The organism is Actinorhabdospora filicis (assembly GCF_030269765.1).
Lineage (GTDB): Bacteria > Actinomycetota > Actinomycetes > Mycobacteriales > Micromonosporaceae > Actinorhabdospora > Actinorhabdospora filicis.
Map to the genome: position 1 here is coordinate 25,479 of NZ_BSTX01000004.1, position 25,026 is coordinate 50,504.

Annotated in this window: 29 protein-coding genes; 18 read left to right on the forward strand and 11 right to left on the reverse strand. The window is 71.1% G+C overall.

The window, feature by feature from the left end:
• Positions 1–92 precede the first annotated feature (92 nt).
• From QSK10_RS25080 to QSK10_RS25100, 5 genes are all read left to right on the forward strand, one after another.
• Positions 93–1,766, forward strand: coding sequence for an ABC transporter substrate-binding protein (locus QSK10_RS25080; protein WP_285665443.1), 1,674 nt, complete (start codon positions 93–95; stop codon positions 1,764–1,766).
• A 100-nt stretch (positions 1,767–1,866) separates the two neighbouring features.
• Positions 1,867–2,871, forward strand: coding sequence for an ABC transporter permease (locus QSK10_RS25085; RefSeq protein ID WP_285665444.1), 1,005 nt, complete (start codon positions 1,867–1,869; stop codon positions 2,869–2,871).
• Positions 2,868–3,821 carry an ABC transporter permease gene (locus QSK10_RS25090; RefSeq protein WP_285665445.1) on the forward strand — a complete coding sequence of 318 codons (954 nt, stop codon included), beginning with the start codon at positions 2,868–2,870 and terminating at the stop codon, positions 3,819–3,821. The genes QSK10_RS25085 and QSK10_RS25090 overlap by 4 nt, the downstream gene beginning before the upstream one ends.
• 5 nt (positions 3,822–3,826) lie before the next feature.
• The gene (locus QSK10_RS25095) at positions 3,827–4,882 is read left to right on the forward strand and encodes an ABC transporter ATP-binding protein (RefSeq protein WP_285665446.1); all 1,056 of its coding nucleotides are present in this window, start codon (positions 3,827–3,829) and stop codon (positions 4,880–4,882) included.
• The gene (locus QSK10_RS25100; protein ID WP_285665447.1) at positions 4,879–5,907 is read left to right on the forward strand and encodes an ABC transporter ATP-binding protein; all 1,029 of its coding nucleotides are present in this window, start codon (positions 4,879–4,881) and stop codon (positions 5,905–5,907) included. The genes QSK10_RS25095 and QSK10_RS25100 overlap by 4 nt, the downstream gene beginning before the upstream one ends.
• A gap of 24 nt (positions 5,908–5,931) precedes the next feature.
• On the opposite strand, the gene QSK10_RS25105 is transcribed toward QSK10_RS25100, so the two are convergent.
• On the reverse strand, positions 5,932–6,600 hold the full coding sequence (locus QSK10_RS25105) for a hypothetical protein (RefSeq protein ID WP_285665448.1): 669 nt from the start codon (positions 6,598–6,600) through the stop codon (positions 5,932–5,934).
• 11 nt (positions 6,601–6,611) lie between these two features.
• Positions 6,612–7,157: an RNA polymerase sigma factor gene (locus QSK10_RS25110; RefSeq protein WP_285665449.1), complete on the reverse strand. Its 546-nt coding sequence runs from the start codon at positions 7,155–7,157 to the stop codon at positions 6,612–6,614.
• A gap of 220 nt (positions 7,158–7,377) precedes the next feature.
• Between QSK10_RS25110 and QSK10_RS25115 the strand changes: the two genes are divergently transcribed.
• The 3 genes from QSK10_RS25115 (at position 7,378) to QSK10_RS25125 (ending at position 9,374) form a co-directional block, all read left to right on the forward strand.
• Positions 7,378–8,112, forward strand: a complete 735-nt coding sequence (locus QSK10_RS25115; protein ID WP_285665450.1) for an RICIN domain-containing protein — start codon at positions 7,378–7,380, stop codon at positions 8,110–8,112.
• 125 nt (positions 8,113–8,237) lie between these two features.
• Complete coding sequence (locus tag QSK10_RS25120) at positions 8,238–8,513, forward strand: hypothetical protein (protein ID WP_285665451.1); 276 nt, start codon at positions 8,238–8,240, stop codon at positions 8,511–8,513.
• 75 nt (positions 8,514–8,588) lie between these two features.
• Positions 8,589–9,374, forward strand: coding sequence for a hypothetical protein (locus QSK10_RS25125; protein ID WP_285665452.1), 786 nt, complete (start codon positions 8,589–8,591; stop codon positions 9,372–9,374).
• Here QSK10_RS25125 and QSK10_RS25130 read toward each other — a convergent pair.
• The gene (locus tag QSK10_RS25130) at positions 9,368–9,772 is read right to left on the reverse strand and encodes a ribosomal maturation YjgA family protein (protein ID WP_285665453.1); all 405 of its coding nucleotides are present in this window, start codon (positions 9,770–9,772) and stop codon (positions 9,368–9,370) included. The genes QSK10_RS25125 and QSK10_RS25130 overlap by 7 nt on opposite strands.
• A gap of 243 nt (positions 9,773–10,015) precedes the next feature.
• Between QSK10_RS25130 and QSK10_RS25135 the strand changes: the two genes are divergently transcribed.
• From QSK10_RS25135 to QSK10_RS25155, 5 genes are read left to right on the forward strand one after another with little or no spacing between them, the layout of a single operon-like run.
• Positions 10,016–10,204 (forward strand): hypothetical protein, encoded by a 189-nt coding sequence (locus QSK10_RS25135; protein ID WP_285665454.1) that lies wholly within the window; start codon positions 10,016–10,018, stop codon positions 10,202–10,204.
• Entirely contained in the window at positions 10,204–11,148 is a 945-nt protein-coding gene (locus QSK10_RS25140) for a hypothetical protein (RefSeq protein ID WP_285665456.1), read from the forward strand. Before QSK10_RS25135 ends, QSK10_RS25140 begins: the two co-directional genes overlap by 1 nt.
• Complete coding sequence (locus QSK10_RS25145) at positions 11,145–11,561, forward strand: hypothetical protein (protein ID WP_285665457.1); 417 nt, start codon at positions 11,145–11,147, stop codon at positions 11,559–11,561. Before QSK10_RS25140 ends, QSK10_RS25145 begins: the two co-directional genes overlap by 4 nt.
• Positions 11,562–11,605: 44 nt before the next feature.
• Positions 11,606–12,235: a hypothetical protein gene (locus tag QSK10_RS25150; RefSeq protein WP_285665458.1), complete on the forward strand. Its 630-nt coding sequence runs from the start codon at positions 11,606–11,608 to the stop codon at positions 12,233–12,235.
• A 12-nt stretch (positions 12,236–12,247) separates the two neighbouring features.
• Entirely contained in the window at positions 12,248–13,018 is a 771-nt protein-coding gene (locus tag QSK10_RS25155) for an inositol monophosphatase family protein (RefSeq protein WP_285666427.1), read from the forward strand.
• Positions 13,019–13,064: 46 nt separating this feature from the next.
• Here QSK10_RS25155 and leuA read toward each other — a convergent pair whose 3' ends face one another.
• The 3 genes from leuA to QSK10_RS25170 all read right to left on the reverse strand — a co-directional run bounded on the left by leuA (position 13,065) and on the right by QSK10_RS25170 (position 16,209).
• Positions 13,065–14,756, reverse strand: coding sequence for a 2-isopropylmalate synthase (gene leuA, locus QSK10_RS25160; protein ID WP_285666428.1), 1,692 nt, complete (start codon positions 14,754–14,756; stop codon positions 13,065–13,067).
• Positions 14,757–14,981: 225 nt separating this feature from the next.
• Entirely contained in the window at positions 14,982–15,632 is a 651-nt protein-coding gene (locus tag QSK10_RS25165) for an HAD family hydrolase (protein WP_285665459.1), read from the reverse strand.
• Positions 15,633–15,645: 13 nt separating this feature from the next.
• Positions 15,646–16,209, reverse strand: a complete 564-nt coding sequence (locus QSK10_RS25170) for a nitroreductase family protein (protein ID WP_285665460.1) — start codon at positions 16,207–16,209, stop codon at positions 15,646–15,648.
• A gap of 124 nt (positions 16,210–16,333) precedes the next feature.
• Between QSK10_RS25170 and QSK10_RS25175 the strand changes: the two genes are divergently transcribed.
• Positions 16,334–16,741: a hypothetical protein gene (locus tag QSK10_RS25175; protein WP_285665461.1), complete on the forward strand. Its 408-nt coding sequence runs from the start codon at positions 16,334–16,336 to the stop codon at positions 16,739–16,741.
• A 99-nt stretch (positions 16,742–16,840) separates the two neighbouring features.
• Here the strand turns inward: QSK10_RS25175 and QSK10_RS25180 are convergent, their stop codons facing one another.
• Positions 16,841–17,620, reverse strand: coding sequence for a hypothetical protein (locus QSK10_RS25180; protein ID WP_285665462.1), 780 nt, complete (start codon positions 17,618–17,620; stop codon positions 16,841–16,843).
• A 349-nt stretch (positions 17,621–17,969) separates the two neighbouring features.
• Between QSK10_RS25180 and QSK10_RS25185 the strand changes: the two genes are divergently transcribed.
• Genes QSK10_RS25185 through QSK10_RS25195 form a run of 3 tightly spaced genes read left to right on the forward strand, consistent with a single transcriptional unit; the run spans position 17,970 to position 20,777 of the window.
• Positions 17,970–19,235, forward strand: a complete 1,266-nt coding sequence (locus tag QSK10_RS25185; RefSeq protein ID WP_285665463.1) for an aspartate kinase — start codon at positions 17,970–17,972, stop codon at positions 19,233–19,235.
• Between the two features lie 4 nt (positions 19,236–19,239).
• Positions 19,240–20,304, forward strand: coding sequence for an aspartate-semialdehyde dehydrogenase (locus tag QSK10_RS25190; RefSeq protein WP_285665464.1), 1,065 nt, complete (start codon positions 19,240–19,242; stop codon positions 20,302–20,304).
• Between the two features lie 56 nt (positions 20,305–20,360).
• The gene (locus QSK10_RS25195; protein WP_285665465.1) at positions 20,361–20,777 is read left to right on the forward strand and encodes a VOC family protein; all 417 of its coding nucleotides are present in this window, start codon (positions 20,361–20,363) and stop codon (positions 20,775–20,777) included.
• Positions 20,778–20,822: 45 nt separating this feature from the next.
• Here QSK10_RS25195 and QSK10_RS25200 read toward each other — a convergent pair whose 3' ends face one another.
• Positions 20,823–21,461, reverse strand: a complete 639-nt coding sequence (locus QSK10_RS25200; RefSeq protein ID WP_432705373.1) for a pentapeptide repeat-containing protein — start codon at positions 21,459–21,461, stop codon at positions 20,823–20,825.
• 72 nt (positions 21,462–21,533) lie between these two features.
• On the opposite strand from QSK10_RS25200, the gene QSK10_RS25205 reads away from it, so the two are divergent.
• A complete protein-coding gene (locus QSK10_RS25205) occupies positions 21,534–22,097 on the forward strand; it encodes an alpha/beta hydrolase (RefSeq protein WP_285665467.1) in 564 nt (187 codons plus the stop codon).
• On the opposite strand, the gene QSK10_RS25210 is transcribed toward QSK10_RS25205, so the two are convergent.
• From QSK10_RS25210 to QSK10_RS25220, 3 genes are read right to left on the reverse strand one after another with little or no spacing between them, the layout of a single operon-like run.
• Positions 22,094–22,585: a GNAT family N-acetyltransferase gene (locus QSK10_RS25210; protein WP_285665468.1), complete on the reverse strand. Its 492-nt coding sequence runs from the start codon at positions 22,583–22,585 to the stop codon at positions 22,094–22,096. The genes QSK10_RS25205 and QSK10_RS25210 overlap by 4 nt on opposite strands.
• 41 nt (positions 22,586–22,626) lie before the next feature.
• Positions 22,627–23,469 (reverse strand): sugar ABC transporter permease, encoded by an 843-nt coding sequence (locus tag QSK10_RS25215; RefSeq protein WP_285665469.1) that lies wholly within the window; start codon positions 23,467–23,469, stop codon positions 22,627–22,629.
• Positions 23,466–25,019, reverse strand: coding sequence for an ABC transporter permease subunit (locus QSK10_RS25220; protein ID WP_285665470.1), 1,554 nt, complete (start codon positions 25,017–25,019; stop codon positions 23,466–23,468). Before QSK10_RS25220 ends, QSK10_RS25215 begins: the two co-directional genes overlap by 4 nt.
• Positions 25,020–25,026 lie beyond the last annotated feature (7 nt).

Below are 25,026 nucleotides of genomic sequence, written 5' to 3' on the forward strand. Positions count from 1 at the left end.
TCCACTTAGACCACACCGGATCGGCCGATGATCTTCTGCGACGAGGTCCGCCGTGAGGGGCACAGTCACGCGAGACACAGTGAGGTGACTTGATGAAATCCCGCAAGCTCCGCGGCCTGTTAGCTCTGGCCTCCGTCACCGTCTTGGCGCTCGGCACGGCCGCGTGCGCCAAGAGTGACCGGGACGACGGCGGATCGGGCGACAAGGACACGTTCGTGTTCGGTACGCCCGGCAGCCCCAAATCCCTCGACCCCTCCCTGGCCACCGACGGCGAGACGTTCCGCGTCACGCGGCAGGTCTTCGAGACGCTGCTCAAGCACGAACCCGGCGGCACCAAGATCGTGCCCAGCCTGGCCGAGAGCTACGAGCAGTCCCCGGACGGTCTCATCTGGACGTTCAACCTGCGCTCGGGCGTGAAGTTCCACGACGGCGAGGCGTTCAACGCCGCCGCGGTCTGCAAGAACTACGAGCGCTGGTACAACTGGACGGGCACCTACCAGAACACCAACTTCTCCTCCTACTGGCAGGAGCTGTTCGGCGGCTTCGCCAAGAACGAGGACGCCAAGACGCCCGCGGCCAACTTCAAGTCCTGCGCCCCCCAGGGCGACCTCAAGGTCGTCATCACCGTCGACCACTACTCGGCGACCCTGCCCGGCGCGTTCACGCACGCCTCGCTCGGCCTGCACAGCCCCAAGGCGATCGAGAAGTACACCGCCGAGGGCAACCCCACCGGTGAGGCCGGCAAGTTCAACTACCCCGCCTTCAGCCAGACCGCCGGGACCGTGGCCGGAACCGGCCCCTTCAAGTACGCCAACTGGGACAAGGGCGCCCAGGAGGTCACCCTGGAGGCCTTCGACGGCTACTGGGGCAGCCCCAAGGCGGGCGTCAAGAAGCTGGTCATGAAGACCATCAAGGACGCCAACGCCGGACGCCAGGCCCTCCAGTCAGGTGACATCCAGGGCTACGACCTCGTCGCGCCCGCCGACGTCTCGCCCCTCAAGGACGCCGGATACCAGGTCCCCACCCGCGGCGTGTTCAACCTGCTCTACCTGGGCATGCAGCAGGAGGCCGAGCCGCTGCTGCAGAAGAAGGAGGTGCGCGAGGCCATCGCGCACGCCATCGACAAGCAGTCGATCGTGACCTCGAAGCTGCCGCCGGGCGCCAAGGCCGCCGACCAGTTCATGCCCGACACCGTCGAGGGCTACTCCACCACGGTCCCCAAGTACGACTACAACCCGGAGAAGGCCAAGGAGCTGCTCAAGGGCGCCGGAGCCGACAAGCTCAGCATCGACTTCTGCTACCCGACCGAGGTCAGCCGCCCCTACATGCCCTCCCCGCCGGAGATCTTCGAGATCCTCAAGGCCAACCTCCAGGCCGCCGGCATCACCGTCAACGACAAGCCCATGAAGTGGGCGCCGGACTACCTCGACGCCACCGACGCCGGCAAGTGCCCGCTGTACATCATCGGCTGGACCGGCGACTACAACGAGGCCTACAACTTCATCGGCACCTGGTTCGCCGTCTACGACGGCGGCTGGGGCTTCAAGAACGAGAAGCTGTTCGCCGACATGGCCACCGTCTCCAAGGAGCCGGACAAGGCCAAGCGCATCGAGCTCTACAAGGCCCTCAACGACGAGATCATGACCTACCTGCCGGGCGTGCCGCTGACCAGCTCGCCGCCGTCGATGGCGTTCGCGCCCAACGTGAACCCGCCGACCACATCGCCGCTGACCCAGGAGAACTTCGCCGAGGTCTCCTACAAGTAGGAGCCACGGCACGCCGCCCGGGCGGGCGTCCACATCGGACGGCCGTCCGGGCGCTTTCGGCGAAACGGCGGCCCGCTTCCCAGCCCAGTGGAGGGCGCACATGGTCCGGTACATCGTCCGGCGACTGCTCCAGCTCATCCCGACCCTGTTCGGGCTCTCGCTGCTGCTGTTCGCCTGGCTGCACAGCCTCCCCGGCGGCCCCGAGGCCGCCCTCCTCGACGTCCGCGCCACCGCCGACACCCGCGCGCAGGTGCGCCGCTCCCTCGGCCTCGACGAGCCACTGTGGATCCAGTACGGGCGCTTCATGAAACGCCTGGCGCAGCTCGACCTCGGAGACTCCTTCAGCACCGGGACGCCCGTGGTCGAGGAGTTCGGGCGGCGCTTCCCCGCCACCGTCGAGCTCACCGTCGCCGCGATGATCCTGGCCATCGGGCTCGGCATCCCCCTGGGCTACCTCGCCGCCCGCCGCCACGGCCGCCTGCTCGACATCCTCACCGTGTCCGGCTCGCTGCTGGGCATCTGCATCCCCATCTTCTTCCTCGGCTTCCTGCTCAAGGCGCTGCTGGCCGTCAAGCTCGGCTGGTTCCCGTCCCTGGGCCGCCAGACACCCGGCCTGGACGCCACCCGGGTCACCGGCTTCTACGTCCTCGACGGGGTCCTCACCAGAGAGTTCGACGCGTCCTGGGACGCCTTGAAACACCTGGTCCTGCCCGGCATCGCACTGGCCTCGATCCCCTTCGCGATCATCGTGCGGATGACCCGGGCCAGCGTCCTGGAGGTCCTCGGCGAGGACTACGTCCGCACCGCCGAGGCCAAGGGCCTGCGCGAGTCGACCGTGCGCCGCCGCCACGTCCTGCGCAACGCGATGCTGCCCGTGGCCACCTCGATCGGCCTGCTCACCGGCGGCCTGCTGTCCGGCGCGGTGCTCACCGAGACCGTCTTCGCGTTCGGCGGCATCGGCTCCTTCCTCGCCGAGGCCATCTCCAACCGCGACTACCCCGTCCTCATGGGCTTCATCATGATCATCGCGGTGCTGTACGTGCTGATCAACCTCGCCGTCGACCTGTCCTACAGCCTCCTCGACCCCAGGGTGCGTGTGCGATGAGCGCCAAGACCGACCGCATCGACCGGCTCGCCGAGCTCACCGCCGCCCGGGCCGACGAGGGCGGGCACGGCCTCTGGTACGAGGCCTTCAAACGCCTGCGCCGCAACCCCATGGCCATCGCCGGGGCCGTCATCGTGCTCGTCTTCGTGCTCATCGCGATCCTCGCCCGCGTACTGGCGCCCTACGAGCCCGACGCGCAGACCTGGCTCGGCGAGACCAGCACCGCCACCATGACGTTCCCCGGCGCCCGCGCCGGCAACCTCCTCGGCGTCGACCACCTCGGCCGCGACATGCTCAGCCGCCTGCTCATCGGCTCCCAGCAGTCGCTGCTGGTCGGCGTGGTCGCCACCGTCCTCGGGTTCAGCGCCGGGGCCCTCCTGGGCGGGGTGTCCGGGGCGTGCCTGGGGCTGTTCGGGACCGCCGGGCGGCGCGTGGACGCCGTCCTCATGCGCTTCAACGACATGGCCCTCGCGGTGCCCTCGCTGCTGCTGGCGGTATCGGTGGCCACCCTCCTCGGGCAGAGCCTCATCACCGTCATGATCGCCGTCGGCGTCACCCAGGTCCCGGTCTTCGCGCGGCTCCTGCGCGGCTCGATGCTCGCCCAGTCCCACAGCGACTACGTGATGGCCTCGACCGCCCTGGGCGTCCGCAAGAGCCGGATCGTGCTCAACCACATCCTGCCCAACTCGCTGGGGCCGGTCCTCGTCCAGGTCACCCTGAGCCTGGCCACCGCCATCATCGAGGCCGCCGGGCTGTCCTTCCTCGGCCTCGGCGGCGTCGACGCCGCCCACCCCGAGTGGGGCTTCATGCTCGCCGAGTCCCAGCAGTACCTGTCCGGCGCGCTCCGCTTCGCGGTGTACCCCGCCACGGCCATCATCGTCACCGCGCTCGGCTTCACCCTCCTCGGCGAGGCCCTGCGCGAAGCCCTCGACCCCAAGCTCAGGAAGTAGGCGACATGGCACTGCTGGAGGTGGAGGACCTCGCCGTCACGTTCCACCGGCGCGGTACCGAACCCGTGCGGGCGGTGGACGGGGTGTCGTTCACCGTGGCCGAAGGCCAGGTCGTCGGCCTGGTCGGCGAGTCCGGCTGCGGCAAGAGCGTGACGTCCCTGGCCCTGATGGGCCTGCTCGCCAAGCGCGGGGTGACGGTCACCGGCTCGGCGCGCTTCGAGGAGGCCGACCTGCTCCAGATGTCGCCCTCCTCGATGCGGGACATGCGCGGGGCGCGCATGGCGATGATCTTCCAGGACCCGCTGTCCTCGCTGAACCCCGTCGTCCCCATCGGCCTCCAGGTCACCGAGGTGCTGCAACGCCACCGGGAGCTGCGCGGCGACAAGGCGCGGGCCGAGGCCGCCGACCTGCTGGACCGGGTCGGCATCCCCGACCCGACCCGGCGGCTGAAGGAGTACCCGCACCAGCTGTCGGGCGGGATGCGGCAGCGCGCGCTCATCGCCATGGCGGTGGCCTGCCGTCCCCGGCTGCTCATCGCCGACGAGCCGACCACCGCGCTGGACGTGACCATCCAGGCGCAGATCCTGGAGCTGCTCAAGGACCTGGTGGCCGAGGAGGGCACCGCGCTGATCATGATCACCCACGACCTGGGGGTCGTGGCGGGCCTGTGCGACGAGATCAACGTGATGTACGCCGGGCGCGTCGTGGAGGCCGCCTCCCGGCGTCCGCTGTTCGCGCGGCCGGTGCACCCGTACTCGGTGGGCCTGCTGGCCTCGATCCCGCGCCTGGACGCCCCGCGCGGCGAGAAGCTCACGCCCATCCCCGGCTCGGTGCGCGACAACATCGCCTGGGCCGACGGCTGCGCCTTCGCCCCGCGCTGCACCCACGCCGTCGAGGCCTGCGTCGAGGGGCCGCCCGAGCTGACCCGCACCTACACCGGCCACGCCTACCGCTGCGTCAATCCCGTCTCGCGCGAGGAGGCCGAGGCGGTGGCCGCCCCGGCGGTGCTGCCCACGCCGTCCCTCACCGAGGCGACCCCCTCCGAGGAGGAGAGCTCGTGAACCTGCTGTCGGTGCGCGACCTGAAGGTCCACTTCCCCATCCGGCGCGGTGTGCTGTTCGACCGGGTCGTCGGGCACGTCTACGCCGTGGACGGGGTGTCGCTGGACGTGGCGCGCGGCCAGACCTACGGCCTGGTCGGCGAGTCCGGCTGCGGCAAGACCACGCTGGGGCGGGCGCTGCTGCGGCTGGTGCCGATCACCTCCGGGCAGGTCCTGTTCGACGGGACGGACCTGGCCGCGCTGTCCTCGGAGGGGATGCGCAAGGAGCGGCGGCGGCTGCAGATGGTCTTCCAGGACCCGATGTCGAGCCTCGACCCGCGCCAGAACGTGGAGTCGATCCTGTCGGAGGGCCTGGCCACCCACAACATGATCGGGGACCGCAAGGCCCGCCGCGCGCACATCCGCAAGACCCTGGACGCCGTCGGCCTGCCGTCGAACGCGCTGGAGCGCTATCCGCACGAGTTCTCCGGCGGGCAGCGGCAGCGCATCGGCATCGCGCGGGCGCTGGTGCTCGAACCCGACGTGATCATCGCCGACGAGCCGGTCTCGGCGCTGGACGTGTCGGTGCAGGCGCAGGTGATCAACCTGATGGAGGAGATCCAGGAGGAGCTCTCGCTGACCTACGTGGTCATCGCGCACGACCTGGCCGTGGTCCGGCACATCTCGGACGTGGTGGGGGTGATGTACCTGGGCGGGCTGGTGGAGGAGGCGCCCTCGGACGTCCTGTACGTCTCGCCGAAGCACCCGTACACGAAGGCGCTGATGTCGGCGGTGCCGGTGCCCGACCCGGAGGTCGAGGAGAGCCGGGAGCGGGTGCTGCTGCGCGGCGACCTGCCGTCCCCGGCGAATCCCCCGGCGGGGTGCCGGTTCCACACGCGCTGCCCGTGGCGGCAGGAGACCCGTTGCGACACCGAGCGGCCGGAGCTGCGGGTGGTCGGTGAGGGGCACAAGGTGGCGTGCCACTGGGCGGAGAAGATCGAGGCGGGGGAGATCGGTGTGCGGGAGGACGCGGTCGTGACGGGGTAGGGGCCCTCTACCCCGCGTCCGCGGTCAGCCGGTGGAGGCGCCGGTGCTCGGAGCCGCCGAGCCGGGGCTCTCGGCGGGTGGTCCGCCGGGCCCGGGGTCGGCGCGCTCGATGTTGATCTCCATGCCGGGGACGATCACGCAGGGCGCGACCGGGCCTTCGACCACGGTGATCTTGTTGCTGAGCGTGGTCCCGCCGTCGAGGTGGATCACCTGGAGCTCCCAGACGAGGGTCTGGCCGGGCCGCAGGTACTCGGGGCGGATCCGCCAGAAGTCGTCCTCGCCGTCCTCACCGGGCTCGACGGCCCACAGCGGGCCCGGCGGGGTGAACGGGTCGCCGACCTCGTTGCCGCGCGGGTGCGCGCACCCTTGCCCGTTGTCCAGCCAGTCGACCTCGGCGGGGACGCCGTAAGACTCCAGCTTGTTCTCGAAGCCCTCGATGTCGGCGGGCGTGAGCGCCCACTTGTCGAGGGCGATCTTGATGGAGCCGTCGGGCTCGCGCTCAACGGCGTAGGCGGCCCCGCCGCCGACCTGCGGGAGGGCGACGGCGGTGACGCCGGCCAGCGCGGCGGTGGCGAGCCCAGCGCCGAGGAGCCAGCGGCGGCGGTGGCTTCGGGGCGCGGCCGGGACGGCGTCCCGGGACGCGATGTCCTCCTTGAGGGCGGTGAGCAGCTTCTCCTGGAACGGGTCGGTCATTCTCTTTCCCTTCACACGTGGACCGGGACGAGCGCGGTCAGCGTCTTGCGGGCGCGGTGCAGGCGGACGCGGGCGGCGGTGTGGGACATGCCGAGCGCGTCGGCGGCCTCGGCGGAGGTGAGCCCGTCCACCGCGACCAGTTCCAGCAGCGCGCGGGTCCTGTCCGGCAGGGACGCCATCGCGGCGAGCGTGTCGCGGGCGGTGCGCTCGGCGTCCAGGCGCTCCTCCATGCGGGTCAGGCCGTCGCCGTCGAGCAGACGGCGGCCCGCCAGCCGCCCGGTGGCGGCCAGGTCGCGGCGGACCCTGCGGTGGTGGTCGGCGACGACGTTGCGGGCGACGCCGTAGAGCCAGCCGGTGACGGTGCCCTTGCCGGGCCGGTAGGTGTGCGCGGAGTCGATGACGGCCAGGAACACCTCGGCGGTCAGGTCCGCCGCGGTGTACGGGTCCCCGACACGCCGGGCGGCGAACCGGGCGACGCGCTCGTAGTGCTCCCGGTAGAACACTTCGAACGCCGCCGGGTCGGTGCCGATGCGGCCGGGGGCGGCCTCTGCGGTCAACGTGCCCTCCTTCCTTTAACGGTTTTTCAGCTACGGGCCGGGGTTCGAACAGTGCTTCGTACGGCGACCGCGCGGTGTTACACACGAGGTCAAGATCAACCTTCCGGACGATGCGTTACCGGCCGCGCACCCGAAATCGGTTTCAGGGCTGTTGCGCGCGCCACGTTTGGCCCTATGCTGGCCCCCGGGACCAGCCCAAGGTCTTCGCGGGAGGTGTTGGATGCGCTCCAAGGACGCGCTCATCGCGGGTGCGGTAGCCGTGGCCGCGTTCGGGTCGGTGTTCGCCGGCCTGAGCCTGATTCGAGGCGAGTTCCGCGACAACACCGTCGACATGTACCGCGATTACGACTCCGGCGAGGCCGGCGGCCGTGACTTCGCGCTGCCCGATCACGGCAACGAGATCCCGCCCAAGGCCGAGGCCCCGGCGCCCTCGGCGGAGCTGCCGCTCGTGGACGGCGCCTACACGCTGCGCCCGGCGCATTCGCTGATGTGCCTCACCAGCGGTCTGGTCGACGGGCGGACGCTGCTGATCCAGCGCGACTGCGTCCCGAAGACCGACAAGAAGGACGGCGAGAAGGACGACAAGGCGAGCGCGCCGCCGGAGGTCCCGAAGGTGCCGCTGCCCACGATCCAGCTCACCGAGACCGGCGGTGGCAGCTACCTGCTGCAGATCGCGGCGGCTCCGGGCACGTGCATGACGGTCGACTACGGCATCGGCGAGGAGGGGCGGCTGATCGGGCAGCAGGCCTGCAATCTGGGTCTGTACCACCAGCGTTACGTCCTGACCGCGGTCAAGGGCCCGGTGGCGGGTGGTTTCCAGATCCGGCCCGAGCACTCCGACCTGTGCCTGACGGTGCCCGGTGCCAGCACCGATTCCGGCGTCGCGCTGATCCAGTCCGCCTGTCGGGAGGACGCGCCCGACCAAGAGTTCATGGTCGATCCGGCGATCGTCTGAAACGCCCGCCCGACAAGGCATTTCCCCTGTAAAGCGCTCTGCGCTGTCATACCCCGCGCCTACACTGAGCGCAACCCACGGGCAATGTGCAGGACATGTGGGGATAGCTGGTGGGGAGGACGGCCATGTCCACAGAGGAGCGCGGGGGAGCGCGATGGCGGCGGCGCTGGTCGGCGTTCGTCGCCGACCGGCGGGAGGCGCTGCGTGCGCGTAGCGGCACCGATCCGGTCGAGGACCTCATGCCCGACACGGTCCTGGACCGGCCGTGGATGGACCCGCCCTCGGTCCGCTCGGGCCGCCGGGGGCGTGAGCTGATGCGGCGGTTGCGGGCTTTACTGCGCGGCCGTGTCCCTTCGGCGCTGCTGCCGTTAGCCGCCCTGGCGCTGACCCTCTCGTCCTGATTCGTCCGGGCGGGGCAGCGGGGGAACCGTGCGAATCCTAGGCTCGGTGCGGTCCACCGTGCCGAAAGGACGAGCATGGAGAACACCCCTCCCGCCGCCCCCTTCGCGTCCCTTGTGGACGCACACCGGGCCGCCCGCCCGGCCGCGCCCGTCACGCCCGCGCCGGCGCCCGTCACACCGGTGAGGATCCGCGAGCCCAAGCCGCCCAGGCCGGTCAAGGTCCGCGTGCCCAAGCCGGTGAAGGTCCGTGCGCCCGAGCACCCGAAACCCGTCGCGCCACCGAAGGCGCGCCGCCCGTCCCCGCTCCGCCGCCTCTCGCCGGACACCGGCACCTCGGCCGCCCTCGGCTGGGCCCTGCGGTCCCTGGTCCTGGTCGCCGCCCTCGGCATCACCATCGCCTTCGCCGCCACCATGGGCGGCGACAACGGTGACGGCGGCCCGCCCGACGCCGGGCGCACCGTCGAGGAGAAGCCCGCCGGGATCCAGGTCGGCGGCCCGAACGGCACGCCGAGCCCCAGCGCGACGCCCGGCGGCGCCGACGAGAAGACGAAGAACACCGGGAACGACGGCTCGCCCGGCGGTCCCGGCGACCCGGGCCAGGACCCGCCGAAGCACACCGACCCCGGCGGCACCGATCCCGGCCCCGACCCGGGCGGCGACGGTCCCTGCACCGGCCGCAAGTGCACCTTCGTGCCCAACCCGCCGACGCAGGACCCGGAGCCCTACGACCCGGATCCCGAGCCGTACCCGAACAACCCCGAGCCCTACGACCCCGATCCCGGCTACCCCTACGACCCGGGCCCGACCGGCGGCCACCTGTGCCAGGTCGACCCGGTGATGGGCACGGTCACCTGCTACTGACGGTCCTCATGAACCCGCCCGGTCCCTAGAACCGGGCGGGTTCGCCGTGCCAGGAGGTGCGCGCCGAAGGCCACGGCGGCACCGGCGGCGTACCAGAGCAGGTCCGGCGGGTTGAACGTCGAACCCAGCACCAGCCGCGCCAGGGCGTTCCCGGCGAGCCGCGCCGGGACGGGGGTGAGCTGGAAGAACTCCACCGCCCAGGAGAACCCGAGCGCGATGGCCGCCGTGATCCACGGCCGCGTCCCGGGCGCGATCACCAGGACCAGGCAGTACACGAGGACGGTGTAGAGCGCGACCCCTGAGTACTTGGCCGGATCGCCGTCCAGCGCCGCGCGGGCGCCGAGCCCGGCGAGCAGAACGCCGAATGCGGCGGCGAGTGGGAGAAGGCGGGCGCGCATCCGGCGAACTCTAGCGCGCCGGTCCGTCTATCCGACCGGAGGAAATCGCGCCAGGAGCCATTCCGGCGCGGTGGGCGGGTTTCGCCATCTGAGATTTCACTCTGGGTGTCGGACAGATCTACGACCGTCATGACCTGCGGATCTTCCCTACTCTGAGGTGCGAATCTGTACCGAAACCGGGGGCCGGAAATGCGGGATGAGACCGGGCAGATCATATGTTCGCTCAAGGACCTGGCGGGCGCGGTGCGCGCCGCCCTGTCGCCCACCCACTCGCCGCTGTCCTTATTGCGCGAGGAATGCGGATCCAGTCAGAGCGACGAGCTGCCCGTCGCCGTCTCCTGCGCCGCCTCGGGGGCCGAGGCCGTCGGGGACGCCGCGAAGCGGCTGGGCGAGGCGGCCCGCGCGCTGCGCGAGTGGCTGGAGGTGTACTGATGCCCTGGAGCCGGGTGCGCCAGGCCGTGGACGGCGCGGCCGAGGCCTTCGACCACCTCGCCGGCGTCCTCAAGGGACGCCTCGACGACACCGCCGGGGTGCGGGCCGACATCCACGAGCTGTTCGGGACCTCCTCCTCGGAACTGACGCTGGAGGCCAAGGAGCAGACCGCGGTCGCCGCGACGCGCCTGTCGGCGGCGGCCGAACGCTACGAACTGGCCGCCGGACAGTGCCGCGCGTACCTGGAGTGGGCCGATCCCGGCGGGTTCGGCGGATCGGTCCGGGGCCTGGGGAAGGCGGTGACCTTCGGCGAGCCGAGCGGCGGCAACGGCCCGGCGGGTTCGCCGCCCGCCCGCCGCGCGCTGACCGACGTCACCGAACCGCGCATGCGGGTGTTCGTCGAGCAGGGCGAGGACGGCATGGCCGACCTGCTCGACCGCGACGACGGCATCGTCGGCGAGCGGCTGCGGTACCTGGAGGCGGGCGGGCACGCGGTCGGGCGGCACGGCGGCCAGGTCACCGGCGAGCAGCTCCAGGCGCGAGCGAGCGAGGGCCTGGACCCGATGAACGGCAGTACCACCGACTGGTACCACGGGCTCGAACACAACATGCCGCGCCACGCGACGGCGTTCACCTCGAACGCCGCTCTCGTCTTCGCCGAGGCCGCCGCCGCGCATTCGCGGGTCGCGCGGGCCGAGCGGGCGGCGGCCGACGCCGAGCGGCTCGACTACATCTACGTCATCCTGCCCGCGCGCGAGGTCTTCGGCGACCGCTTCGCCCGGCACATGCACGGCTACACCCGGAAGGGCGGACCGACGCGGCCGGCTCCGACGGAGCGGACGGTGTTCGGCGAGTCGACCAAGATCGTCACCCACTACAAGCGCGAGGCCCCGGGGGAACCCTGGGTGCCCGTCAGCTGTTTCCCGAAAGCGAGCAGGACATGACCGAACCCGAGCACGGACTCAGCCCACGCCTGCTGCGCTTCATCGAGGCGTACAACGTGGACGGGAACGTGATGATGCGCGAAATCAACCACGACATCTGGCAACCGGTCTACAGAGGACTCGCCGAGGAGTTCGAGGCGGCCGTCCTGGGCGAGCGCTTCGACACCGACAACTGGGGCGTCTGCTACAACGGCGGCCTGTACGAGACCGACACGCGGTACGTGGACGGCGACGTCCGGCTGTTCTGGAAGGCGATCTTCCCCGGCCGCCCGTTCCCCGTGGGCGACCCCGAGCTGCCCATGACCCCGACGTTTCCCGACCGGGACACCCGGTTCTGGACCGAGGACGGCATCGAACCCCCTAAGCCCCACCGCCGGACCCCCGTGGATGAGTCAGGGGACGCCTCCGGGTGATCACCGATGGTCCCCGGCCGCCGTCCCTTCATAAGCTTCCGGTCATGACCACCACCCCGGCACCCCTCCCCGGCCGCTCCCTCGCGATCCCCGCCTCGTTCGCCCTGATCGCCGCGCCCGCCCTGTGGCTCATCGGCTGGATCGTCATGCGCGTCAAGGGGCACGAGGGCCCCGGCGCCGCCTGGACCGGCGCCCACGCCATCTGGGTCTTCGCGGTCCTCCTGTTCGGCGCCGCCATCGTCGTCCTGCACCGGACGGTGAAGGCCGAGACGATCGGCGTGAAGGCCATCGCCGTCACCGGCCTCATCCTCGGCCTCCTCGGCGCGGCCAGCCTGCTCGGGCAGCTGTGCCTCGACCTCTACGTCGGCCTGGAGGCCTCCACCCGGGAATCGGCCTCCGCGCTCTACGACAAGGTCTTCGACACCCCCGGCGTCGAGCTGGTGTTCTTCCAGATCGGGCCGTCCATGCTGTTCGCGGGCTTCCTGATCCTGCCGATCGTGGCCGCCGCCCGCCGGGCCGTCCCGCCCGCCGCCGCGGTCCTCGTCGGCTCCGGCATCGCCCTCATGGTCGCCGGACGCGGCTTCGACGGCGTCCTGCGCCTCACCGAGGGCCTGGGCATGCTGGTCATGCTGGCCGGGCTCGTGATCGTGGTCCGGGCGGGCGCGAAGCGCTAGCCTCCACCCATGATCAACCTCTCCGACTCCGACGTCGCCCTCGCCGCAGCAACGGCGGGGGCGGCCGTCGTGCGCGACATGTACGGCACCCGCCTCGACCGCGTCGACAAGGGCGGCGGCGACTTCGCCACCGCCGCCGACCTGGCCGCCGAGCAGGCCATCCTGGACGTGATCCGCCGGGAACGCCCCGCCGACGGGTTCCTCGGCGAGGAGAACGGCCAGATCGGCGACGCCACCGGCCGCCAGTGGCTGGTCGACCCCCTGTGCGGAACCCTCAACTACGCCGCCGGGATGCGCGTCGTCGCCGTCAACGTGGGCCTGAGCGGCGGTGCCTCGGCGGTCGCCGACCCGTTCGGCGGCGAGGTCTACTACACCGACGGCGTCACCGCCCGCGTCCGCCGCGGGGACGCCGACGAGGTGCTGGCGCCGAGCGCGGCCAACGGCCTCGTCGAGTTCAACCTGGACGCGCCGTTCCCGTCGGCGCCGGCCTTCCGGGTGGCCCGGGTGCTGGCCGACACCCGCTTCATCGAGCGGTTCCGGCCGCGCGTGGTGTCCTCCACCCTCGCGGTGGCCTGGGTCGCGGCCGGCAAGCGCGCCGCCTACCTCAGCGACGGCGGCGACCTGACCGCCTCGGTCCACTTCGCCGCCGGGCTCGCGGTGTGCCGCGACGCCGGATGCGTCCTCACCGACCTCGACGGCGAGCCCCTCGGTCCCGGGGCGCGCGGACTCGTCGCGGCCGCCGACGCCGAGACGCACGCCGCCCTCATGGAGCTGATCGCGTGACAGGAGGGGCCGAGGGGGTGCGTCCCCTCGGCCCCTCCCACCGCGCTTAGGCGGCCGCCGCCCGGTTCACGGCGCTGGCGACCGCGCGCATCGAGGCGGTGACGATGTTCCCGTCCACCCCGGCGCCCCAGAAGACGGTCCCGTCGACCGCGCACTCCACGTACGCGGCGGCCTGGGCGTCGCCGCCCGCCGCCATCGCGTGCTCGGCGTAGTCGAGGACCTCCACCTGGACGTCCACCGTGGACAGCGCGTCCACGAAGGCCGAGAGCGGGCCGTTGCCCGTCCCGGTCACCTTGTGCTCCACCCCGCCGACCGCGATCGCCGCCGAGACCACCACGGTCCCGTCGGCGGCCGTGGTCGAGGAGTGCTCGCCGATGACCACCCGGCGCGCCGGGCGGTCCAGGTACTCGGCGGAGAAGATCTCGTACATCTGCGCGGGCGTGACCTCGCCGCCCTGCGCGTCGGTGTGCGCCTGCACGACGTGGGAGAACTCGATCTGCATCCGGCGCGGCAGCTCCAGCTGGTACTCGGTCTTGAGCAGGTAGGCCACCCCGCCCTTGCCCGACTGGGAGTTGACCCGGATGACCGCCTCGTAGCTGCGGCCGACGTCCTTGGGGTCGATCGGCAGGTACGGGACGCCCCAGGTGAAGGCGTCCACGGGTACGCCCGCCTTCTCCGCGTCGCGCTCCAGGCGGTCGAAGCCCTTGTTGATGGCGTCCTGGTGCGAGCCGGAGAACGCGGTGTACACCAGGTCACCGGCGTAGGGGTGCCGCTCGTGCACCGGCAGCTGGTTGCAGTACTCCACCGCGCGCCGGATCTCGTCGATGCGGCGGAAGTCGATCATCGGGTCCACGCCCTGGCTGAACAGGTTCAGGCCCAGGGTGACCAGGTCGACGTTCCCGGTGCGCTCGCCGTTGCCGAACAGGCAGCCCTCGACGCGGTCGGCGCCGGCCATCAGGCCCAGTTCGGCGGCCGCCACGCCGGTTCCCCGGTCGTTGTGGGGGTGCAGCGACAGGATCACCGAGTCGCGGCGGGGCAGGTGGCGGTGCATCCACTCGATGGAGTCGGCGTAGACGTTCGGGGTGGCCATCTCGACGGTGGCGGGCAGGTTGATGATGAGCGGCCGCTCCGGCGTCGGGTCGATGACGTCGATGACGGCCGAGCAGATCTCCAGGGCGTAGTCCAGCTCGGTGCCGGTGTAGGACTCCGGCGAGTACTGCCAGCGGATGTCGGTGTCGGGGGTGACCTGCTCGGCGTACTTCATGCACAGCCGCGCCGCCTGCGTGGCGATGTCGGTGATGCCGTCGCGGTCCAGCCCGAAGACCACCCGCCGCTGCAGCTGCGAGGTCGAGTTGTAGAAGTGCACGATGGCGCGCTTGGCGCCGCGCAGGGACTCGAAGGTCCGCGCGATCAGGTGCTCCCGGCACTGCACCAGGACCTGGATGGTGACGTCGTCGGGGATCAGGTCCTGCTCGATGAGCTGGCGCACGAAGTCGAAGTCGGTCTGGCTGGCCGACGGGAAGCCGACCTCGATCTCCTTGTAGCCCATGTCGACCAGCAGCTGGAACATGCGCCGCTTGCGCTCGGGCGACATCGGGTCGATGAGGGCCTGGTTGCCGTCGCGCAGATCGACCGCGCACCACTGGGGCGCGCGGTCGATGCTCCTGGACGGCCAGGTCCGGTCGGTCAGGTCGACGGCGAAGGGCGCGTCGTACTTGACGTAACGCGCCACCGGCATCGGGCTGGGCTTCTGGAATGTGGCGGACAAGGCGGTGCTCCTCGGCATTGGTCGGGATCGGTTCACCGGCGTGCGGGACCTCCGCGACGGGATGCCGGCTCAGCGAGCCCCGTCGCGGCGACCAAGGAGGAGAAGTCCATGCCACATGACGGTCGCCAACGCTACGCCGACGTTCCGTGCGCCACCATCGTCCCGGGTGCTACTCCCACATCCCGGGACGATGGATCACAGCTCGGGAAGGAGGCCGATGACCTCGCGCATTGATCCGACGACGATGTCGGCGCCCGCGTCGGCGAGCCTGGTGGCGGGCACGAGAGCCGCGTGCCCGATGACGTACATGCCCGCCGCCTTGGCGCCGGTGACGCCCGCGACGGAGTCCTCGATGACGACGCAGTCATCGGGGGACACGCCGTGCTTCTGGGCGGCGTGCAGGAACAGGTCCGGAGCGGGTTTGCCGTTGGGGACCGTGACGCCCGAGTGGATCCACTCGGTCTCGAAGTGCTCGTCGAGGCCGGTGACGTCCAGGCGCAGCGCGATCTCGCCGGGGGTGCCCGAGGAGGCGATGCAGTACTGGATCCCCTCGCGCTGGAGGGTCTCCAGCAGCTCCGGGACGCCGTCGACCGGGGTCAGCTCGGCGCGCAGGATCGCGTCGAGGGCGTCCCAGTAGTCCTCCACGAAACGCTCGGGGAGGGCGCGGCCCAGTTCGGCCTCGATGTCGGGCACGCAGTCGCTCATGCGGCGGCCCATGTACTTGTCGACGCAGTCCTGGAAGGTCACCGGCAGGCCGACGGCGGTGATGTGCTCGGCGAAGACGCGGTTGGACAGCCGCTCGGAGTCGACCAGGACCCCGTCGTTGTCGAAGACGACGAGCTTCACAGCACGACTCCCATCACAGGACGATCTGGGTGAGCGGGAGGCGCGCGCGGGGCGTGCTGTCGGGGCCGCGCAGGTCCTCGGGGAGCTTGGCGGGGTCGTCGGCGCGGCCGATGGCGGCCACGACGCGCGGCTTGAGGCGGGCGTCCAGGCCGAACTCGGCGGCGAGCTTGTCGGCGTCGAAACCGGCGAGCTGGCGCACGGTGAGCCGGTCGGACAGGGCCTGGACGGTCAGGTGCGCCATGGCCTGCCCGAGGTCGTAGTCACTGTGCCCGAGCGGGCCCTTGTCGTTTTCGAGGGTGCGGACGCCGACCACCAGCAGCGAGGCGTTCTTCGCCCAGCCCACGTTCCAGTCGGTGAGGGTCGCCAGGACCCGGTCGAACTCGGGGGTGTCCTTGCGGGCCACGATGAAGCGCGAGGGCTGCGAGTTGCCGGCCGAGGGCGCCCAGCGGGCGGCCTCCAGCATCGCGGTGATCTCCTCCTCGCCGACCCGGTACTCCGGGTCGAAGGCGCGCGTGGAGTGGCGCTGCGCGAGCAGGTGGTGCAGGGGGACGGAGGTGACCGCGTTACGGTCGGGCATCGGTACTCCTAGCTGGGTTAACACGTGCCCTTCCATCCTGCCGCACCCCGTGTGAACCCCGTGCGGCCGGAACCTGTGGGCTTGCCGACAGCCGTGCGTCACGGAAGGCGGCTACGCTGCCTCGGTGACCTCTGTGACTCCCACCCCAGTCGGCGCCTGGCAGGTATCCGTGTCCGGCGAGGACGCGCCCCGGCCCACGCTCCTGATCGCCTTCGGTTCCGACGGCGTCGTGACCTTCCAGTCCAGCGCCGAAGAGGGCCTGTCCGGCCTCGGGAGCTGGAAGTGGGAGGCCGGCCACGACTTCACCGCGACCCTGCGCGCCATCGCCGAGGACGCCTCGGCGGCCCTCGACGGCGAGGAGGACGACGAGTCGGAGATCGTGGAGCTCTTCTACGAGTACCGTCTGCGCCTGTCGCTCAAGGGCGACGACCGCTTCGAGGGCGAGGCGGACCTCACGGCGAGCTACGCCGACGGTGAGGAGCTGGACGACGAGGCCGACCCGGGCCTGAAGATCGTGGGCGCCCGCTTCTGAGGCGGCGCGAACGTGGCACGGGACCGGCGCGCACCGGTCCCGTTCTTCTTTCCGCGGACGCCGCGCCGCTTCCGCCGCCGGGACCCCGGACGGCCGTGATCACCGCGCCGCGGCACTCCGCGACGGGCCCGGCTTCGCGCTCGGCGAGGGACTCGGGCTCGGCTTCGGCTTGGGCGGCGTCTTCGTGCCCAGCGGCGCGCCCTCGGAGACCTCGGCGGGCAGCGTGGCCGTCGGCGCGGCCGGCAGCGGATCGCCGACGATGCGGATGGTGCCGAAGTACACGTTGGCGGCGGTGAGCGTCCCGTCCTCGGCGAAGCAGTACAGGCCCGTGGAGATCGGCGCGGGCAGCACCACCGCGTTCGACTCCACCGAGAAGCAGGCGCCCCGGGCGTCCTTCGGCTTGTCGTCGGTGTCGATCGACAGGGGCGCGTTGCGGTCCAGGAGCACGTCCAGCCAGTCGGTGAACAGGTGCTGCACACGCGGGTCGGCGCCGTCGGGCACCGTGCCGGTGGCCGCGGCGATCCGCACGCACTGCTGCGGCCCGCCCGACAGCACGCACTGGAAGAAGCCCTGCGCGGTCCACAGGATGCTCACGTCGGCCCCACCGCCCAAAGCGCCACCGGGCACGTCGACGCGCCACGTGCCGTCCGCGGCGAGCAGGACGGTCAGGGTGCGCTCCCGGCCGCCGGACCGCCACAGGTAGCTGGCGGTGTAGTGGCGGTCCTTCGCGAGGGCCACCATCGCGACCATGGCCGCGCGGGGGGACGAGTGCCCGGGCGCCGCCGAGGACTCGGCCGGGGCGGGCGCGGGGGGCGGGGTGCAGGCCGTGAGGCCGAGCGCCAGGGCGGCGACGGCGATGGTGAGGCGGCGTGTGCGCATGTCAACCCCCAAATGACCGAAAGGCCACTATCGCACCGGTTCGTGGGTAAGTGGGGGAGGCGGCCGGGGCCGTTCACCCGGACGGGCCGGGGCCCGCCGGAAGCGCGTCACGCCGTCCGTCCCATTCACTGAGCGCACGACCCGTGGAACGACCCCAAAACCTTCTCCCCACCAGCCCCTTCACCACACGAAACCCCGCCGCCCACCCATGTGGTCGAACGATCTCAATGTGCCCCACACCTCCCCGTTACTCACGCGATTCGCCCAGGCACAGCAGGTACGCTGACCCTCGCCGACGCCACGACGACGTGGCCGTACCGGACCCACCCGCGACAGCAGAGGAACCCAGGTGGCTCTCGTAGTACAGAAATACGGCGGCTCATCGGTCCAGTCGGCCGAACGCATCAAGCGCGTCGCCGAGCGGATCGTCGCCGGGCGCAAGGCCGGGGACGACGTCGTTGCCGTCGTGTCCGCGATGGGCGACTCCACCGACGAGCTGCTCGATCTGGCCGCCCAGGTCTCGCCCCTGCCGCAGCCGCGCGAGCTGGACATGCTCCTGACGGCCGGTGAGCGCATCTCCATGGCCCTGCTCGCCATGGCGATCAACAACCTCGGCTACGAGGCGCGCTCCTACACGGGCTCCCAGGCCGGGGTCATCACGACGTCGGCGCACGGCAAGGCGCGCATCATCGACGTGACGCCGGGCCGCATCCGCAACGCCCTCGACGAGGGCGCCATCGCCATCGTCGCCGGGTTCCAGGGCGTCGCGCAGGACACCAAGGACATCACCACGCTCGGCCGCGGCGGGTCAGACACCACCGCCGTCGCGCTGGCCGCCGCCCTGCACGCCGACGTCTGCGAGATCTACACCGATGTGGACGGCGTGTTCACCGCCGACCCGCGGATCGTCCCGGACGCCCGCCGCCTGGAGACCGTCACCTACGAGGAGATGCTCGAACTGGCGGCGTGTGGCGCGAAGGTCCTCAATCTCCGCAGCGTGGAGTACGCCCGCCGGGAGCGGCTGCCGATCCACGTGCGTTCCTCGTACTCGAACAAGCCCGGCACCATGGTGTCCGGTTCAATGGAGGACCTCGACATGGAGCAGGCCCTGATCACCGGCGTCGCGCACGACCGCAGCGAAGCCAAGATCACCGTCCTGGCGGTGCCGGACGCCCCCGGCGCGGCCGCCGCGATCTTCAGCACGGTCGCCAACGCCGAGATCAACATCGACATGATCGTGCAGAACGTGTCGACGCAGGGCACCGGCAAGACCGACATCTCCTTCACGCTCCCGAAGGACGACGGCGCCGCCGCCATGGCCGCCCTCCAGCGCATCCAGGCCAAGACCGGCTTCGAGGGCCTCCTCTACGACGACCACATCGGCAAGGTCTCCCTCGTCGGCGCGGGCATGCGCTCGCACCCGGGCGTGGCCGCGTCCTTCTTCGCCGCGATCGGCGAGGCCGGGGTCAACATCGAGCTGATCTCCACCTCCGAGATCCGCGTCTCCGTCGTCACCCGCGACACCGACCTGGACGCCGCCGTCGCGGCCGTCCACCGCGCCTTCGACCTCGGCGGCGAGGAAGAGGCCGTCGTCTACGCCGGAACCGGAAGGTAGAGACATGACAAAGCCCGTCATCGCCGTCGTGGGCGCCACCGGCGCCGTCGGCACCCAGATGCTGGCCATCCTCACCGAGCGCGCCGAAGCCGGTGTCGGGGACGTGTGGGGCGGCGCCCGCCTCATCGCCTCCGCCCGCTCCGCCGGGCGCAAGCTCTCGGTCTTCGGCCGCGAGGAGACCGTCGTCGCCCTCACCCCCGAGGCCTTCGACGGCGTCGACGTCGCGCTCTTCGACGTGCCGGACGAGGTCTCGGCCGAATGGGCGCCCATCGCCGCCGCGCGCGGGGTCGTCGTCATCGACAAGTCCGGCGCGTTCCGGATGGACCCGCAGGTCCCCCTGGTCGTGCCCGAGGTCAACCCCGACACCGTCACCGACCGCCCCAAGGGCATCATCGCCAACGCCAACTGCACGACCCTGGCCATGATGCCCGCCCTGGGCGCCCTGCACCGCGAATGGACCCTCACCGGGCTGTACGCGGCCAGCTACCAGGCCGCCTCCGGCGCCGGGCAGGCCGGCATCGACGCCCTGTACGACCAGTACGCGGCCGTGGCCGGCAACCGCGAGCTCGGCCAGGTGCCGGGCAACGTCCGCGAGGCCGTCGCCGACGACGAGACCTTCGGCGCGCCGCTGGCGATGAACGTCGTCCCCAAGGCCGGATCCTGGAAGGAGGACGGCTGGACGAGCGAGGAACTGAAGGTCCGCAACGAGTCCCGCAAGATCCTCGGCATCCCGGACCTGCGCGTGTCCTCCACCTGCGTCCGCGTCCCCGTCATCGTGGGCCACGCCCTGGCCGTGCACGCCACCTTCGCCTCCGAGGTCGACGCCGACGCCGCCCGCAAGCTCCTTGAGGCCGCCCCCGGCGTCACCGTCATGGACGACCCGGCCGCCGGGATCTACCCCACGCCCATCGACGCCGCCGGAACCGACCCGACCTACGTCGGCCGCATCCGCCGCGCCCTGGACGACCCGCGCTCGCTGGACATGTTCATCGTCGGCGACAACCTCCGCAAGGGCGCCGCCCTCAACTCCGCGCAGATCGCCGAACTGGCCGTGGCGCGCGGCCTGTAGGACCACCTGGAAAAGACCGGCCCTCGGGCCGGTCTTTTTCGTGCCAGGATCGGGCGATGAGAACGCAGATCACCTTCGACTGCGCCGACCCGCACGCCCAGGCGGCGTTCTGGGCGGCCGTGTACGGCACCGCCGTGGAGGACCACTCGGCCTTCGTGGACCAGCTCATCGCCGACGGGCGCATGCCCGCCGACTTCCGGATCGTCATCGGCGGACGGTCGGCCTTCCGCGACGTGGCCGCCGTCTCCGACCCGGACAAGACCGAGCCGCGCCTGTACTTCCAGCGCGTGCCCGAAGGCAAGACCGCCAAGAACCGCGTGCACCTCGACGTCCACGTCGACCCGGCGGAGAAGGACGCCGAACGCGACCGGCTCATCGCCCTGGGCGCGGCGTTCGTGGAGAGCCACGCCGACCGGGGACCGCTCACGTACGTGATGCGCGACCCCGAGGGCAACGAGTTCTGCCTGCACTGAGCGTGGGAACCGGCCCCACCCTCCCGGAGTGGGGCCGGTCGCGTATCACCGTACGCGCAGACCCAGGGCTTCGGCGATCACCACGGCCTGCGCGCCGGAAATTGTCGCGTTCTTCAGTTTCACCGTAAGGGGATCGAGGGCGGTGAGATCGCTGTCACGCAGGTCGGCGCCGGTGAGGTCGCTGGAGTGCAGCATCGCCCCGGACAGGTCGCAGCCGGTCACCACCGCCTTCTCCAGGCGGGTGCCGGTGAAGTCGATCTCGCGCATCCGGACGCCGGTGAAGGAGCATTCACGGAGATCGGCGCCGGGCAGCGCGACGAAGGACCAGTCGCCGCCGTTGACGCGGATCGGGCGCAGCTCGCCGCGCACGAACTTGCTGCCGGTGAGCTTGCAGCCGTCGAAGACGGCGTCGAAGAGGTTGACGCCCTTGAAGGTGCAGCGCAGGAACGCGCTGTCGGTGTGCGCCGAGGCATTGAACCTCACGTCCAGGAACGTGCAGTCCTCGAAGACCACGCGCCGGGTGGACGCCTCGGTGAAGTCGACCCGCCGGAACAGGCAGTTGCGGTAGGTCTCGTCGGCCAGCTCCTCGCCGTAGCGGTCCTCGCCGTCGAAGTCGATCTCCTCGTGAACTGTCACCGGCGCAGGGTAGCCCCGGGCTGGGACATCCCCGTCGCGCGGACGCATCCTCATCCCCGGATTCCCGACACCCTAAGGAAAGGGGTCACACGCGAGCCGCGCTCTCGTTATCGTGTGCCGATGAGCAGGCACTGGACCGGCGATCCCCACCGCCACCTCGTCCTGGCCCCCGGCCGCAACTACACCGCTGACGCACCGCTCCTCTGGTTCGCCCGCGTCACCGCGCTGGACGCCGGCTGGTCGGTCACCGACCTGACCTGGGACCAGGAGCTCCTCGCGGAGAAGCCGGTGGCCCACGTCAACGACGTCGTCACCGCCGCGCTGGACGAGCGCCCGGCGGGGCTGACCGTCGTCCTGGCCAAGTCGGTGGGCACGATGGCGGTCTCGGCCGCCGCCGACCGGGGGCTCCCCGGGATCTGGCTGACGCCGCTGCTGACCAATGACCACGTCCGCGCGCAGCTGCCCGACCTGCGCGGCCCGCAACTGCACGTCGGCGGCACCGGGGACCCGGTGTGGGCCCGGGAGCACGTCCCGGGCCATCACCAGGTCCTCGAAGTGCCCGGCGCCGATCACGCGCTGCACGCGCCGGGCGACACCGCGGCGAGCCTGGAGATCCTGCGCACGGTCACCGAGCGGGTGGCGGCGTTCCTGGAGACCTGCCGGCACGGGACGGCCACGGCCTAGGCCGTGCGGACCATCCACAGCGTCGTCTCGCCGTCGTCCTCGACCCAGGAGCCGGCGTCGGTGTAGCCGATCTTGCGCAGCAGGCGCACCGAGGCCTCGTTCTCCGGGGCGACGGTGGCGTGGACGGCGTCCAGGCCGAGGGTCTCCAGGCCGTACTTCGTGATGCCCTCGGCGATCTCGGTGCCCAGGCCGCGTCCCCACGCGCCGGGGACGATCGCGTAGACCAGCTCGTGGCCGTCGACGTGCTCGTCGGGGCTGGGCTTGAGCTCACCGTGGCCGACGAAGGTCCCGTTCTCCCAGATCGCCCAGATGTCCCAGTCGGGTTTGGTCGCCGGGTCGAAGCCGCGCCGGAAGACCTCGCGGATCGGCCGGGCGGGGACGCCCATCCAGCGGGTGACCTCGGGATCGCCGAGGAGACCGGCGAAGTGGTCCTCGTCGGCGGGGGTGTAGGGACGGAATTCCAAACGGCCGGTACGGAAATCGCTCATGGGCGGACGCTACCGCCCGCCCATGAGCGGCGTCCTGTCGTTTATCCCTTGACCGCTCCCGCGGTGAGGCCGCCCACGATGTAGCGCTGGAGCAGCTGGAACACCGCCACCGTCGGGATCGCCGTGAGGAGGGTGCCGACGGCGAAGATGCCGAAGTTGGCGTCCCGGTTCTGCTCGTTGATCAGCCCGAACAGGCCGATGGCGAGGGTCTTGGACTCCGGGTCGGTCAGGAACACGTTCGCGATGAGGAACTCGTTGATCGTGCCGATGAAGGCCAGCAGCCCGGTCACCGCCAGGATCGGGGTGACCAGCGGCAGGATGATCCGGAAGAACACCTGCGCGTGCGAGGCGCCGTCCATGACCGCCGACTCGTCCAGTTCCTTGGGGACGGTGTCGAAGAAGCCCTTCATCAGCCAGGTGTTCACCCCGAGCGCGCCGCCCAGGTAGACCAGGGTCAGGCCGCTGAGGGTGTTGAAGCCGACGCCGGGCCAGACCTCGGAGACCTTCGAGAAGGCCAGGAACAGCGCGACGATGGACAGGAACTGCGGGAACATCTGGATCAGCAGCAGCGCCATCAGGCCCACGCGGCGGCCCCGGAACCGGTACCGGCTGAAGGCGTAGGCGGCGATGGCGGAGATGAACACCGAGATGAACGCCGCCGACCCGGCCACGATGAGGCTGTTGAGGTACCAGTGCCCGAAGGAGGTCTTCGCGAACAGGTCGCCCACATTGGACAGCGACACGCCGTCGGTCGGGACGAGCCCGGTCGAGGAGAGCGTCCCCTGTGGATTGAGCGCGGCCGACACCACGAAGACGATCGGCAGCAGCGAGAACACCACCGCCAGGATCGCGACGAGATGCCGCCACCAGTCGCGGCCCTTCATCGGTACACCTCCTCTTGCGCGCGGGTGCGCCGGAAACCGATCACCGACACGGTGGCCACGATCAGGAAGATGAACACCGAGCAGGCCGCGGCGAAGCCGTACTGCGCGCCTTGGCCGCCGAAGGCGAGCCGGTAGGTGTAGGTGATCAGCAGGTCGGTGGCGCCGACCTGGGAGCTGCCGGGCGCGAAGGGCGCGCCGCCGGTGGTCAGCTGGATCGCGTTGAAGTTGTTGAAGTTGAACGCGAAGGACGAGATCAGCAGCGGCGTCAGGGACACCAGCAGCAGCGGCAGGGTGACCCGCCGGAAGCTCTGCCAGGGGGACGCGCCGTCGATCTTGGCGGCCTCCAGGGTCTCGCTCGGGATCGACTGGAGCGCGCCGGTGCAGACCAGGAACATGTACGGGTAGCCCAGCCAGAGCTGGACGAGGACGACCGCCGCGCGCGCCGTCCAGGCCCCGTCGAACCAGCCGACGTCGAGCCCGAGCAGCGTGTTGATGAGCCCGAAGTCCTTGTTGAACATGTCGCGCCAGACCAGCAGCATCGCGAAGGCGGGCATGGCGTAGGGCAGCACCAGCAGCGTCCGGTAGACGGCCTTGCCCTTGAGGCGCTTCTTGTGCAGCGCCAGCGCGCAGCCCAGGCCGAGGGCGAAGGTCACCAGCACGGAGGCGAAGGCGAAGAGGAAGTTCCACCACAGCACCGACAGGAACGGCCCGCGGACGCGCTCGTCGGTGATGACCCGGGTGTAGTTCTCCAGCCCGACGCTCACCCGCCAGCCCTGCGGCAGCACCTCGCCGTCGGCGGCGGTGAAGTAGCCGGTGTCGCCGTCGGCGGTCCAGGTCTTGCCGGTGGCCGGTTCGCGGACGCAGTCGCAGGAGGCGTCGTAGGCCCGCGAGGCCACGCCCTGGTAGGCCTTGGTGAGGCCGTTGGAGCGGATGCCGCCGCCGTCGACCGGGACGGCCAGGGCGGTGATGTCGGCGCTGCGCCCGGCGGCCTGCGCGGTGGTGAGGACGGTGTAGCCGTCGGCCTCGGTGATCTTCCCGGAGAGTCCCTTGTGGACGGCCGTGGCGGGCAGCTCGCGCAGCCCTTCGGCGTCCCCGGCGAAGAACTTCCCGGTGGCCGGGTCGGAGAGGATGAACACGAGGTCCCCGTCGCCGTCGGTGGCCACGGCCAGGTCGTAGACGGGGGAGTCGGGCACCTGCGTGACCGAGGCGGTCTCGATCGCCGTGATGGCGTCGTCCTTGGTGCCCCGGTGGCCGTCGCCGAAGTTCGACGTCGAGGTGGCCACGGTGTAGAGCACCGGCGCGACCTGGAAGACCAGCAGCAGGATCGTGCCGGGGACCAGGTACTTCAGCGGCAGCCGCTTGGGCGAGAGGTAGATCCAGAAGAGGAGGGCGGTGGCCAGAGCCACCGCCCCCACTCCGATCCATGCCCGTGCCCCGATGAGGGGCACGATCGCCCAGACGGCCAGCGCGGCGGTCAGACCCAGCAGTGCGATCTTGACGAGGAGCCCGGTGAGGCTCGTGCCGCGAAACTCCCGACCGACGGTTGTCATGGGTCCG